At 66.6% G+C, this 13056-nt stretch carries 15 protein-coding genes; 6 read left to right on the forward strand and 9 right to left on the reverse strand.

The genetic code is table 11. The features are described from left to right. Positions 1–8: 8 nt before the first annotated feature. Positions 9–902, forward strand: a complete 894-nt coding sequence (locus Q8M13_RS03910; protein WP_305298338.1) for an EamA family transporter — start codon at positions 9–11, stop codon at positions 900–902. 10 nt (positions 903–912) lie between these two features. On the opposite strand, the gene acpS is transcribed toward Q8M13_RS03910, so the two are convergent. The 3 genes from acpS to pyrE form a co-directional block, all read right to left on the reverse strand. Further along, entirely contained in the window at positions 913–1311 is a 399-nt protein-coding gene (acpS, locus tag Q8M13_RS03915) for a holo-ACP synthase (RefSeq protein WP_305298339.1), read from the reverse strand. Continuing rightward, positions 1308–2066: a pyridoxine 5'-phosphate synthase gene (locus tag Q8M13_RS03920; RefSeq protein WP_305298341.1), complete on the reverse strand. Its 759-nt coding sequence runs from the start codon at positions 2064–2066 to the stop codon at positions 1308–1310. Before Q8M13_RS03920 ends, acpS begins: the two co-directional genes overlap by 4 nt. Positions 2067–2130: 64 nt before the next feature. Then, the gene (gene pyrE, locus Q8M13_RS03925; protein ID WP_304812370.1) at positions 2131–2715 is read right to left on the reverse strand and encodes an orotate phosphoribosyltransferase; all 585 of its coding nucleotides are present in this window, start codon (positions 2713–2715) and stop codon (positions 2131–2133) included. A gap of 76 nt (positions 2716–2791) precedes the next feature. Here pyrE and Q8M13_RS03930 point away from each other — a divergent pair, with 76 nt between their 5' ends. Together Q8M13_RS03930 and Q8M13_RS03935 are read left to right on the forward strand one after the other, a co-directional pair. Then, entirely contained in the window at positions 2792–3484 is a 693-nt protein-coding gene (locus Q8M13_RS03930; protein WP_305298343.1) for a glutathione S-transferase family protein, read from the forward strand. Beyond that, complete coding sequence (locus Q8M13_RS03935; protein WP_305298345.1) at positions 3484–4017, forward strand: GNAT family N-acetyltransferase; 534 nt, start codon at positions 3484–3486, stop codon at positions 4015–4017. The genes Q8M13_RS03930 and Q8M13_RS03935 overlap by 1 nt, the downstream gene beginning before the upstream one ends. Here Q8M13_RS03935 and Q8M13_RS03940 read toward each other — a convergent pair. Together Q8M13_RS03940 and Q8M13_RS03945 are read right to left on the reverse strand one after the other, a co-directional pair. After that, positions 4014–5282, reverse strand: coding sequence for an amidase (locus Q8M13_RS03940; protein WP_305298346.1), 1269 nt, complete (start codon positions 5280–5282; stop codon positions 4014–4016). The genes Q8M13_RS03935 and Q8M13_RS03940 overlap by 4 nt on opposite strands. Further along, positions 5279–7012: an amidohydrolase family protein gene (locus Q8M13_RS03945; RefSeq protein WP_305298348.1), complete on the reverse strand. Its 1734-nt coding sequence runs from the start codon at positions 7010–7012 to the stop codon at positions 5279–5281. The genes Q8M13_RS03940 and Q8M13_RS03945 overlap by 4 nt, the downstream gene beginning before the upstream one ends. Before the next feature lie 330 nt (positions 7013–7342). Between Q8M13_RS03945 and Q8M13_RS03950 the strand changes: the two genes are divergently transcribed. Continuing rightward, positions 7343–7780, forward strand: a complete 438-nt coding sequence (locus tag Q8M13_RS03950) for a CBS domain-containing protein (RefSeq protein WP_305298349.1) — start codon at positions 7343–7345, stop codon at positions 7778–7780. A 45-nt stretch (positions 7781–7825) separates the two neighbouring features. Here the strand turns inward: Q8M13_RS03950 and Q8M13_RS03955 are convergent, their stop codons facing one another. The 4 genes from Q8M13_RS03955 to folK form a co-directional block, all read right to left on the reverse strand. After that, positions 7826–9994, reverse strand: coding sequence for a bifunctional (p)ppGpp synthetase/guanosine-3',5'-bis(diphosphate) 3'-pyrophosphohydrolase (locus Q8M13_RS03955; RefSeq protein WP_305298350.1), 2169 nt, complete (start codon positions 9992–9994; stop codon positions 7826–7828). An 89-nt stretch (positions 9995–10083) separates the two neighbouring features. Then, a complete protein-coding gene (gene rpoZ / locus Q8M13_RS03960) occupies positions 10084–10443 on the reverse strand; it encodes a DNA-directed RNA polymerase subunit omega (protein ID WP_056734703.1) in 360 nt (119 codons plus the stop codon). A gap of 84 nt (positions 10444–10527) precedes the next feature. Further along, a complete protein-coding gene (locus tag Q8M13_RS03965) occupies positions 10528–11166 on the reverse strand; it encodes an HAD hydrolase-like protein (RefSeq protein ID WP_305298352.1) in 639 nt (212 codons plus the stop codon). A 71-nt stretch (positions 11167–11237) separates the two neighbouring features. Beyond that, positions 11238–11750 (reverse strand): 2-amino-4-hydroxy-6-hydroxymethyldihydropteridine diphosphokinase, encoded by a 513-nt coding sequence (folK, locus tag Q8M13_RS03970; protein WP_305298354.1) that lies wholly within the window; start codon positions 11748–11750, stop codon positions 11238–11240. 33 nt (positions 11751–11783) lie between these two features. Here folK and Q8M13_RS03975 point away from each other — a divergent pair, with 33 nt between their 5' ends. Further along, entirely contained in the window at positions 11784–12389 is a 606-nt protein-coding gene (locus Q8M13_RS03975; protein ID WP_305298355.1) for an NYN domain-containing protein, read from the forward strand. Beyond that, the gene (locus Q8M13_RS03980) at positions 12389–13036 is read left to right on the forward strand and encodes a uracil-DNA glycosylase (protein WP_305298356.1); all 648 of its coding nucleotides are present in this window, start codon (positions 12389–12391) and stop codon (positions 13034–13036) included. Before Q8M13_RS03975 ends, Q8M13_RS03980 begins: the two co-directional genes overlap by 1 nt. The last annotated feature ends 20 nt before the right edge of the window (positions 13037–13056 follow it).

Here is a 13056-nt window from a genome sequence, read left to right on the forward strand (position 1 = left end):
GTAGCGCCATGACTCGATCCACCCTCCCCTGGCTGCATGTCCTCCTCGCGATCGCCGTCGTGGCGGTGTGGGGCACGAACTTCGTGGTCATCCGGATCGGCCTGGACCATCTGCCGCCGCTCACCTTCGCGGCGCTGCGCTTTACCTTCGCCCTGCTGCCGGCCGTGTTCTTCCTGAAGAAGCCCGACGTGCCTTGGCGCAATCTAGCGGCCTATGGCGTGCTGATCGGTGCGGGGCAGTTTGGCCTTCTCTACATTGCGATGAGCGGCTTCATTTCGCCGGGCCTGGCTTCGCTGGTCGTGCAGACCCAGGTGTTCTTCACCATCGGCCTAGCCATGTGGCTGGCCAAGGAACGCATCCGCAGCTTCCAACTAGTCGCCCTGGGGCTTGCGGCGGTGGGACTGGTGGTCATCGTCGCCCACACCGACGCCTCGGTGACGCCGCTCGGCCTCGCCCTTGTGCTGATCGCCGCGGCGAGCTGGGCCGGCGGCAACGCCTTCTCCAAGGCCGCCGGCAAGGTCAACATGCTGGCCTATGTGGTTTGGGCCAGCCTGTTCTCGGTTCCGCCGCTGCTCATCCTGGCCCTCGTCTTTGAGGGACCGCAGGCGATCATCCAGGGCGTGCGCGCCGCCGACACCGCGACCTGGGCCGCAGTCCTGTGGCAGTCGGTCGGCAACACCCTCTTCGGCTACGCCGCCTGGGGCTGGCTGCTGTCACGCCACCCGGCCGCGGTGATCACGCCCATGGCGATGCTGGTGCCGGTGTTCGGGATGGGCGCTTCGGCGATCTGGCTCGGCGAGAGCCTGCCGCCCTGGAAGCTGCTGGCCGCGGGTCTGGTGATGAGCGGCCTGGCCATCAACATCTTCTGGCCGACCCTCGAACGGCGCTTGGCCCGGGCCTAGCCAAAGGGGCCTATTCCGGCAACGCCTCGATGATCACGAACGCCTGGGCGTAGGGGTGGTCGTCGGTCAGCGACAGGTGGATCACCGCCTTGTGGCCCGGGGGCGTCATGGCTTCCAACCGCTTCAGCGCCCCACCGGTCAGCGCCATGGTGGGCTGGCCCGAGCGCATGTTGACGACGCCCATGTCGCGCCAGAACACTCCGGCCCGCATGCCGGTGCCGAGCGCCTTGGCGCAAGCTTCCTTGGCCGCGAAGCGCTTGGCGTAGCTTGAGGCGCGGTCCGGCTTGCGTTCCGACCGGGTGCGTTCGATCTCGGTGAAGATGCGATTGGTGAAGCGCTCGCCGAAACGCGTCAGCGTGTCGGCGACACGGCGGATATCGGAGAGATCCGAGCCGATCCCGACGATCAAGCCGCTCTCCCGATCCGGGCCTGATCCATCAGGCTGCGCATGCGTTGGATGGCGGGCGTCAGGCCGACGAAGATCGCCTCGCCGATCAGGAAGTGACCGATGTTGAGCTCGGCCAGTTCGGGAATCTCGGCGACCGCCTTGACCGTCTCATAGTCGATCCCGTGGCCGGCGTGGACTTCAAGGCCCAGGCGCGCGGCTTCGGCGGCGGTGGTCTTCAGATTGGCGAGCAGCCGCCCGGCGTCGGACGAGCCTTCGCGTACCGCGTCGCAATAGGCGCCGGTATGCAGCTCAACCACCTGGGCGCCCATCGCCTGCGACGCGGCGGCCTGGGCCGGATCGGCGTCGATGAAGCAGGAGACCCGAACGCCCGCGTCCACCAGCTTGCGAACCACTGGCGCGATGTGATTGTGACCACCGGCGACGTCGAGGCCGCCCTCGGTCGTGCGTTCCTCGCGCCGCTCGGGCACCAGGCAGGCGGCGTGCGGCAGGTGGGCCAGGGCGATCGCCTCCATCTCGGCCGTAACCGCCATCTCGAAATTCAGCGGCCGGCCGCGCTTGCGGGTGATCACCGCCAGCGCCTCTATATCGGCGTCGGATATATGCCGGCGATCTTCGCGCAAGTGAGCGGTGATGCCGTCGGCGCCGGCCGCGATAGCCAGTTCGGCCGCCCGGACGGGATCGGGATAGGTGCTCCCACGCGCGTTCCGGATGGTCGCCACGTGGTCGATATTCACCCCTAAGCGCAGTCGGCTCATCTGGTTACTCCACTATCGCCGCGATGGCGGACTGATCTGGAAATAGGCGCGCGCGGCCTGGAAATCACCCGTGCAAGCGACGGCTGCCGGGGTCCTCGATCGGGATGGCCGCCAGTTCCGGCGGCAGCTGATCGGCGGGATAGGCCGGCACGTCCAGGCGGGCCAAGGCCACGAACGGCGCACCCGGATCGGCCCGGCCGCCAGAGCGGTCAACGATGCAGGCCGCGACCACGACATTGCCGCCGGCCGCCTTGATCGCCTCGACGCATTCGCGCGACGACAGGCCGGTGGAGACGATGTCCTCGACCATGGCGATCCGCGCGCCGGGCGGGATCGAGAAGGCGCGGCGCAGCTTGAACGAGCCGCCTTCACGCTCGACGTACATCGACGGCACGCCCAGATGACGGGCGGTCTCATAGCCCGGGATGATGCCGCCGACCGCCGGTGAAATGCAGAGATCGACCTCGCCCACCGCCTCGACAATCTTGGCCGCCAGCGCCTTGCAGAGCCGCTCGGTGCGCTCCGGATACTGGAAGACCAGATTCTTCTGCAGGAAGGTGCCGGAGTGCAGCCCGCTGGACAGCACGAAGTGTCCTTCGCGCAGAGCGCCCGAGGCGCGGAATTCTTCGAGGACGTCTTCGGTGTTCATTGGGGCCTCCTGACTTGCGGATTACCCAACGCCTGCCAAGCTGTCACCGACCAATTCGTTTTGGGAGGACGAACCGGTGAAACTGTTTCAGACCTATGACTCGCCCTTCCCCACGCGCGTGCGCCTGCTGCTCTACGCCAAGGGGATAGAGGTTGAGGTGATCCGGCCGCCTGGCTTTGGGGCCACAGCCGAATCCAAGGCCGAGTACCTGAACGTCAATCCGATCGGCCGGGTCCCGGCCCTGGTGCTGGACGACGGTCGGGTGCTGCCCGAATCCGAAGTGATTTGCGAATACCTTGAGGACGCGTATCCGACCCCGTCTCTGAGGCCGGACGATCCGTGGGAGCGGGCGCGGATGCGGCTGCTGTCGCGGATCTGCGACTTCTATGTGGTGATGGCCATGGTCCCGCTGTTCAACTTCGCCGGCCGCTCGCGCCGCCATTGGGAGACCCAGGCCATCCACGACGCCTCCCGTAAGGTCGCCGAGGCCCTGGCCTATCTGGAGACCTTCATCGGGTCGGACGGCTACGCGGTAGGAAGCGCCCTCACCCAGGCCGACGGCGCCATCGTGCCGCAACTGGTCCTGGCCACCGAATGGATCCCGAACCTGTTTGGCACGCCTGATCCGCTGGAGAACCTGCCCAAGCTGGCCGCCTACTGGACTTCGATCCAGGCCGATCCCATCGCCGCGCGACTGATCGCCGAGACCCGCCAGGCCATCGCCGAGCAACAGGCCGCTGCACGCGAGCAGGCCAAGCAGATGGCCTGATGATCGACCGCAGCATCCGCCTCACCACCGCGCGCCTTAGTCTCAGAGCGTTCGAATCGGACGACGCCTCCCGGCTGGTGGAAATCCAGTCGAACTGGAACGTCACGCGGATGCTGCGCCTCGCCCCATGGCCCCCGACGTTGGAGGCCATGGCCGAGTGGGTCGATGTCCACGGCCAGGAGTGGCGCGCCGGCGAGGCCTATCGCTTCGCCTGCACTCTGGAGGGCCAGGTCATCGGCTGCGCCGACATCGACGCCATCGGCTCAGGCGGCGCTGAACTCGGCTATTTCTTCGACGAGGCCCATTGGGGCAAAGGCTATGCCCGCGAGGCGGCCGGGGCGGTCCGCGACTTCGCGTTTCAGACGCTAGGCCTCGATCACTTGGTCGCGGGCCATGCAGCGGAAAATCCGGCGTCCGGCAAGGTGCTTGAGGCCCTGGGTTTCCGCTACATCGGCGAGGTGGAGAAATTCTCCAAGCCGCACGGACGCGACGTGCCCTACCGCCTTCTGCGCCTCGAAAGGGCGTGGCGCTAAGCCTGGAAGCCCGACAGATCGGGCACCCGGCCATTCCAGCCAGACACCCGTTCGAAGGCCGCCGCCAGGGCGACCACCGAGGCTTCGTCCTGCGCGCCGCCCATGATCTGTAAGCCGGCCGGCATGCCGTCGCCCGTCAGTCCGCACGGCACGCTGGCGGCCGGCAAGTCGAGATAGTTGCCGGCGCGGGTGAGGCTGGAGAGCGGCGACACGGTCTCATCGACGCTCGCTATTGGCGGCGCCTCGATCGGCGCGGTCGGACAGATCAACGCCGAATAATCCGAGAGCCAGCCCTGGAACTCGGCTTGATCTTCAACCTGGCGACGGCCCGCCTCGTCCAGTTGGGCGTCAGTGATACCGCGGCCGACCTGGAAGCGGCTGACGATCCAAGGATCCATCCGGTCGGCATGGGCCTCGATCCAGGCGCCCCGCAGCCGCCAGCCCTCGGCGGCCATCAGCACGCCATTGGGTTCGAAATAGGCCGAGAGCGGGCGCGGCGGCGTGGTCGTGACGACATCGACATCCGCCGCGCGCAGCCCCTCCAGCGCCAGCAGGTAGAGGCGGGCGATCTCCGGCTCAAGATCGGCGATGTCGCCGGAGGCCAAGGCGGCGACCCGCCAGCCGCGCACGTCACACTTCAGGGCGGCCTCGGCGTCGAACGTCCCGCGCCCGGCATCAGCCGCGTCTGGCCGGGAGATGATCTCCAGAACTCGGGCCGCGTCGGCGACGCTGCGCGCCAGGGTTCCGAGCGTGTCGAGACTCGGGGCCAGATCGTGGACGCCGCGCAACGAAACGAGGCCCCTCCCCGGCTTCAGCCCAACCACGCCGCAAGCCGCCGCGGGAATGCGGACAGACCCGCCGGTGTCAGTGCCCAGGGCAACGTCGCAGAGCCCGGCCGCCACGGCGACCGCCGAGCCGCTGGACGACCCGCCTGGCGCGCGGTGCACCTCGGCGTCCCAAGGATTCCAGGGCCCCCCCACCGCGCGGTTCGTGCCCCAGCCGCCATAGGCCAGCTCAACGGTCTGGGTCTTGCCGACCGCGGCCCATCCAGCTTCCAGCAACCGCTCCACGCCAGCCGCATGGCGCGCCGGGGATGGATCGAGCGGCAAACGCCCGCCGCCGCCGGTCGGTACGCCGGCGAAGTCGATCATGTCCTTGATGGCGAAGGTCGGCCCGTCGCCGGCGGCCGGCTCGAAGACCTGGGTGAAGGCGTTCAGCTTCCCGCCGAAACGGTCGATGCGTTCCTTCGCCTGCGTCGGGGTCACCAGGCCCAGCTCCAATCCTTGGCGGTGGGCTTGCAGCCGCCGCCCGCCCAGCCCTTCCAAGCCCGGCCGCGCACGGCTTGGCCGGCGGCGACGCCGGTGGGCTCTCCATCGGCCAGCACCAGCTTGCCGTTGACCAGCACATGGCTGACCCCGGTCGCGAACTGCTGGGGTCTCTCGTAGGTGCCGTGGTCGCCGATAGTCTTGGGGTCAAACACCACCACGTCGGCGTGATAACCGACCTTCAGCAGGCCGCGATCTGTCAAACCCAGGTTCTGGGCGGGAAAGGCCGACAGTCTGCGCACCGCATCGGCCAGGGTGGTCGTCTTTTCCTCACGCACATATTTTCCCAGCACCCGGGCGAAGTTGCCGTAGGCGCGCGGATGGGTGCTGGATTTCAGGAAGACCCCTTCAGGGGCCTGGGCCGAGGCGTCCGAGCCGAAACTCATCCACGGCAGCGCGGTCTGGCGGGCGACATTTTCCTCCGACATCAGGAAGTAGACGACCTGCACGCGGCTGCCGTCCTCGATCACCAGGTCGATGGCCGCGTCCTCCGGCGACACCCCGCGGGCCTTGGCGACCTCGGCGAGCGTCTTGCCGGTCAGCCCCTTGAGCGCCGGGTTCTTGAAGCCGACCAGCAGCGTCCCCTCGGCCCCTGCGTGACGATAGAGGTTCTCGAAGGACGGCTTTTCCTGGCGCATCTCGGCGATGACCTTGGCGCGCGTGGCCGGATCCTTAATCTGGGCGATCCACTGCTCCACCCCGCCCGCCTGCACCCAGGGCGGCATGGCCGCGTCCAAGCCCGTCGAGCCGGCCGTATAGCTGTACATGTCGGCGGTGATCCGCTGGCCCTTGGCGCGTGCCGCCTCGATACGGGCGATGGCAGGGTCCAGCTTGTCCCAATTGGCCCGGCCGGCCTGCTTCAGGTGGTAGATCTCGGCCGGCGCGCCAGAAGCCCGGGAGATTTCGATCAGCTCGTCGATGGCTTCCAGCAGCCGGTCGGCTTCCGAGCGCATGTGACTGATATAGATGCCGCCGCAACGCCCCGCCTCGGTGGCCAAGGCGGTTAGCTCCGGCGTCTCGGCGTAGCTCGCTGGGGCGTAGATCAACGACGACCCGACCCCAAGCGCCCCGTCCTCCATGGCGTCGACCACTAGTTTTCGCATCGCCAGCAGTTGCTCAGGGCTGGGATCGACGTCGCCCTCGCCCAGCACATGTTCACGAACCGTCGCCGCGCCAATGAACGAGGCGACATTCACGGCGATCCCACGCTTTTCCAGCCAGGTCAGATACTCATCCAGCGTCGTCCACTCGATCGGGTACTTTATGTCCCCCATCCGCTGGGTTTCCAGGCGCTTCATCTCGGGGCTCAGCGGCCCCATCGACGTCCCCTCGCCCATCACCTCAAGCGTCACGCCCTGCTTCAGGTCCGACAGCCCGCGACCATCGGCGATCAAGCTGTCGGTGGCCCAGGACAGCATGTTGATGAAGCCGGGCGAAACCGCCTTGCCGCCGGCGTCGATCGTCTTGCGGGCGCTCTCCGGAGCTTTCGGGCCCACATAGGCGATGCGGCCTTCGGCCACTGCGACGTCCCCCTTGAACGGCGCGCCGCCAGATCCGTCATAGATCTGGGCGTTGCGGATCAGGACATCATAGGCCGGAGGCGATGCGGCGATGCTGGCGGTGGACGCCAGCAGAGCGGCGGTCAGGGCGATGGCGACAGGTCTGTACATGACCACATGTGAAGCGAGATTCTATCTGCTGTCAGGCCAGAGATTTTTGGGAACGACAGGAACCGCGCCGATGGGCTTCTCGTTTACTCACTGATCGACGAGTGAAAATCGGAGATCACGCCCGATCAAGAGCCAGAAATGGAAAATGATCGGACAAGAAACCCGGCGGAGCCTCCCACAATCTTGGTGAGACCGTCGGGCTTCGCTGTGTCTGGCTCCCAGATTCCCCCAGTGAAATGTGAAGAAAAGTCGGAACGCGACCTTTCCTGCACTCGTTTCGACTGCATGCCGGCCATGTCGGCCGCCCATTTCCCAACAGGAGTCTTCGCCATGAGAGTAAGCGATTGCATGCCGCGCGACGTCAGGATGGCCAATCCGAACGAAACCCTGCGCGACGCGGCCCAGCTCATGGCGGAACTAGACGCCGGGGTGCTGCCGGTCAGCGACGGCGACCGGCTGGTGGGCATGATCACCGACCGCGACATCTGCATACGGGCGGTCGCTCAGGGCAAGGGGCCGGACACCAAGGTCAGCGACATCATGAGCCGCGAGGTCCGCTATTGCTTCGATGACGAGGAAAGCGACGCGGTGCTGCGCAATATGGGCGACATTCAGGTCCGCCGCCTGCCGGTGCTTAACCGCGAGAAGCGCCTGATCGGCATCGTCTCGCTCGCGGACCTAGCCTCGATCGGCCAAACGGCCCGCGCCGGCGAGGCCTTGGGCGGCATTGTGCGGCCCGGCGGAGAGCACTCGCAGTCCATTCACTGAGGCAAAACTGGGCACCAAGGTCACGGCGGGCGCCGAGCGCGCCCGCTAACCCTTGGCGCGGTCGACCGTCTCGATGCTGGGATTGGCGCGCAGGGCCGCGGCGATATGGGTGAGGTGCTTGGCGTCCTTCACCTCGACATCGAAATCCACGTCGAAGAAATCCGACTGGCGGCGGTGCATGCGCAGATTGACGATATTGCCGCCCGCCTCGCCGATCACCGTGCAGGCCTGACCCAGCACTCCAGGCGCGTTCTTGATGGTGGCGCTCAATTTCGACAGGGTGACCGTGTTGCGCTCAGCCTCGGGCGTCCACTGCAGGTCGCGCCAGAGTTCCTCGCGATCCTCGAAGTCGGCCAAGGTGGCGCAGTCGATGGTGTGGATGGTCAGGCCCGTGCCGTCGGGCTCAAGAATGCCAACGATGCGGTCACCGGGGACCGGCGTGCAGCACGTCCCGAAGTTCAGCGAGACGCCAGGGGTCAGCCCGCCGCCGCGCACATAGAGCCTGGCGCCCTTGCCGCCCTCGATCCGCCGCGTGGCGGTGGCCGCATCGCGGTCGGCTGCGTTGAGGCCGGGGAAAATGACATCGAGCACCTGGGTCGGCGAGATCCGTCCGCGGCCAACCGCCTCGAAGAGATCGTCCTCCGTGGCGACCGCGAAGCGCTCCAGCGATGGCTTGAGCAAGACATCCTTGCGCGCCTTGCCGGCCCGCTCGAAAGTCTGATCGACCGTCGCGCGGCCAAGCCGAAGGAACTCTTCCTTCTCCGTCTGGCGGATATGGCGACGGATCGCCGAACGCGCCCGCCCCGTCACCGTCAGGGAGCGCCAATCGGGCGGCACGACAGGCTTGGTCCCACGGATGACCTCGACAACGTCGCCGTTCTGAAGAGCCGTCCGTAAGGGCTTGAGTTCGCCGTTGATTTTTACGCCGATGCAGGTGTCCCCGACATCGGTGTGAACCGCATATGCGAAGTCCAGCGGCATGCCGCCGCGCGGCAGGCTGACCAGCTTGCCCTTGGGCGTGAAGACGAACACCTGATCGAGATACATCTCGAGCTTGGCGTGCTCGACCAGTTCCTCGACATCCCCGCCGTGCTCCAGCACCTGGACCAGGTGGCGCAAATTGACCAGCGGGTCGCGGCCGCCCTCGGCGGCCTGGGCCTCGGCGTCGAAGCCGTAGGACTTGTCTTTGTAGCGCCAGTGGGCGGCGACCCCGTCCTCGGCGATCCGGTCCATGGTCTCAGTGCGGATCTGCATCTCGATCCGCATCCCGCGCGGACCGACCACGGTGGTGTGGATCGAGCGGTAGTTGTTCCGCTTGGGCGTGGAAATGTAGTCCTTGAACCGCTCCGGCACGCTGGGCCAGGCGCGATGGATGACGCCCAGGGCCTGGTAGCAATCAGCCTCGGTGTCGACGATCACCCGGAAAGCGAAGATGTCGGACAACTGGGAGAAGCCGATCGATTTGCGCTGCAGCTTGCGCCAGATCGAATAGGGGTTCTTTTCACGGCCGAAGACACGGGCCGACAGGCCGGCCGCCTCGAGACGGCTGGCGATTTCACCCGACACCACGGCCACCGCCCCGCCCTGCTCGACGCGCAGGGCTTCCAATCGGCGACCAATCGCATCGCGCGCCACTGGGTTCAGGTGCTCGAAGGCGAGCTCCTCGAGCTCCGAACAGATCCGATGACAGCCGATCGACCGCGCCAGCGGGGCGTAGATGTCTAGGGTTTCGCGGGCGATCCGCTCCCGCTTGGCGGGGCTCTTGATGTAGTGGAGCGTCCGCATGTTGTGCAGACGGTCGGCCAGCTTGACCATCAGGACGCGCACGTCCTTGGAGATGGCCAGGATGAACTTGCGAAGGTTCTCGGCCTGCTTGGTGTGTTCGCTGTTGAGCTCGAGCTTGGTGAGCTTGGTCACGCCCTCAACCAGCTCGGTGATCTCGGCGCCGAACAGGCCGCGGATATCCTCCGGCGTAACCGGCGTATCCTCGATCACGTCATGCAGCAAAGCCGTGACGATGGTGGCGGTGTCCAACCGATAGTCGGTCAGGATGCCCGCCACCTCGATGGGGTGCGCGAAATAGGGGTCGCCCGAAGCGCGCTTCTGACTGCCGTGCATACGCATGGCGTAGACATAGGCGCGGTTCAGGATCGCTTCGTCGGCGGTGGGGTCGTACGAGCGGACCTTTTCGATCAGCTCGTACTGACGAAGCATCTTCGGACGCTTGACGACCGGCGCGTCCGTTTTTTCGGCGGGGGGTTGGGTCGCCGCCGTTAAGGTGAGAGGTTCTGGGCCTTCTAGGCTCAGTACCGCTCCTCCTGGCCACCGTCGCGGTCGCTTTGCAGGGCGCGAACCAGTTCCAGCTCACTCATCTGCATGTGGGTCGGGTCGGCCAGCAGGGCGAGGGTTTCGGCCTCTTCCTCGGCTTCCGAGCGTTCGTCAACGCGTTGCAGGGTCCCGATCAGGTTCTCCCGCAGCTCGTCGGCGTCCACCACGTCGTCGGCGATTTCACGCAGCGAGACGACGGGGTTCTTGTCGTTGTCGCGATCGACCAGGAGCGGAGCGCCGGCGGAAATGGCGCGGGCGCGATGGGCCGCCAGCAGCACGAGGCTGAAGCGGTTGGGGACCTTCTCGACGCAATCTTCGACGGTGACGCGGGCCATGGAATCCTCAGAGGGGCGGTAGAACCGAACAAAATAGAGGCTTTGCGCTCATTGTGCAACGCCGCAACGCGGTGTTTTCGGCGTTCAGATGCCGCAGAGCCCGGCCTCATGCAGGATGTCGCGCGGGGTTTCGAACACTGCGCTGGGCCGTTGGGCGCGCAGGATCTCGGGCGTGGCGTAGCCCCAAGTGACCGCCCCGGTGGCCAGATGCGCCTTGCGGGCGGCCTCGATGTCCCGCACTTCGTCGCCGACGCAGAGCACGTCGGCTTCCTCCACGCCGGCCTTGCGGATCACCGCCCGGAACTTCGGCGCCTTGCCAAACACCGACGCGCCACAGCCATAGTACGAAATCAGCCCGGCCAGTTCAGCGCCAAGCACCGCGCGCACCGTGGCCTCCGAGTTCGAACTGACGACCGCGATCTTCACCCCGCCGGACGACAAGCGGCGCAACATGACCTCGACATCCGGGAAGAGCTTCAGCTCCGGCGCGGCCTCGGCGGCCAACTGGCGGAAATGAGCGGCGATGAACGGCATCTTCCACGCGGGCACGCCCAGGCGCCGGATAATCTCGCGGTTCGGCTGACCGCGCAGCTCGGCCATCTCGGCCACATCGATCTGCCGGAAGCCATATCGCTTGGCCACGCCGTTGAGGACGCGCCCAAACCAGAGCGCGCTGTCGGCCAGCGTACCGTCGAAATCGAAGATCAGGAGGCGATAGCCCACGGAGGGAAACCTGCACCGATGATGGGGCGCGGGGGCTATACCCGCCCGGGCATGCAGTCAACGCAGCTCGCCTAATTTGACGCACCCACCGGTGTGGCGTCGCGCCCGACGCTGGCGGTGGCCGCCAGCTCCTGCGCGGTGCGCCCCAGGACCGGATGGCGCCACCTAGGGGTGATCTCGGCCAAAGGCCCCATGACAAACAGCCGTTCATGGGCTCGCGGATGCGGCAGGGTCAGGGCCGGGTCGTCCGACACCACGCGGCCATAGGCGATCAGGTCAAGGTCGAGCGTCCGCGATGCGTTGCGCGCGCCCCTCGCCCGCCCGAACCGCGCCTCGATCGTGAACAATGTTTGGATTAGGTCTTGCGGCGAAAGCTGAGCCTCGACAAGCACAACGCCGTTGCGATACTCCTGAGCATTCGGGTCGGGCCAGGCGGCGGAGCGCCACCAGGACGACCTCAAAAGAATGGGCAATCCCGCCTCCGCGAGACCAGCGAGCGCCGCCTCCAGAAGGGCTTCGGACGAACCAAAGTCGCCGGCCATATTGCCGCCAAGGGCGACGATGACCGCCTCGTCCGTATTCATGCCCAACGCCCTATTTCCAGGATCTTCGCACCCATGACCTTCTACCCCACCGACAGGCTCGCGCTCTTCATCGACGGGGCGAACCTGTATTCGGCCGCCAAGGGTCTGGGCTTCGATATAGACTATCGCAAGCTGCTGGAAGAGTTCCGCAAGCGTGGCGTGCTGGTGCGGGCCTATTACTACACCGCCCTCGTCGAGGATCAGGAATATTCGCCGATCCGTCCGCTGGTGGACTGGTTGGATTACAATGGCTTCCGGCTCGTGACCAAGCCCGCTCGCGAATACACCGACGCCCAGGGGCGCAAGCGCTGGCGCGGCGACATGGATGTCGAGATCGCGGTCGACATGCTGGAGATGGCGGCGCACGCCGATCACCTGGTGCTGTTCTCCGGCGACGGCGACTTCCGGGTGCTGGTCGAGGCCGTGCAACGGCGCGGCGCCCGGGTGACCGTGGTCTCCACTGTCAAATCACAACCCCCGATGGCGTCGGATGATCTGCGCCGCCAAGCTGACAGCTTCGTGGACCTGGCCGACCTGGCCGACATCATTGGCCGGCCCTCGCGTCTGCCGCGCTTCATCCAGGAAAGCCGGGTCGCCCGCGACAGCGACGCCGATCACGACGTCGACGCCGAGGCCTGATGTCGGTCGAACTATGGGGCGCCGAACCGCCCCGCGACTGTCCTCTATGCCCCCGGCTCGTCGCCTACCGCCAGACGAACCAGGCCCAAAACGCCGACTGGTGGAACGGACCGGCGCCGTCGTTCGGGGATCCGCAGGCCCGGCTGCTGGTGGCGGGGCTGGCCCCCGGCCGCACCGGCGCCAACCGCACCGGCCGCCCGTTCACCGGCGATCACGCCGGATGGATGCTCTACGACACCCTCACCAAGACCGGCTTCGCCAACGGTAAGTTCGACGCCCGCGTCGATGACGGCCTGGAACTGATCGACTGCATGGTCACCAACGCCGTGCGCTGCGCCCCGCCCGGCAACAAGCCCGAAACCAGCGAAGAGAACACCTGCCGGCCATTCCTCACCGCGCGGCTCGAAGCCCTGCCGAGGCTCAAAGTCATCGTCACCCTGGGCGATGTCGCCCGCCGCAATCTGTTGAAGGCCATCGGCCTGAAAGCTTCCGCCGGCATTCCCGGCCACGGGACCGAGTTTCAGGCCGGCCCCTATATCGTGCTGAACAGCTACCACTGCTCCCGCCTCAACACCAACACCGGTCGGCTGACGGCGGAGATGTTCGAGGCGGTGTTCCGCCGGGCGCGTGAACTGGTGGACGGCTGACACCCCAATCCTTGAGGGCC

Source organism: Phenylobacterium sp., from assembly GCF_030681155.1.
Classification (GTDB): Bacteria; Pseudomonadota; Alphaproteobacteria; order Caulobacterales; family Caulobacteraceae; genus Phenylobacterium.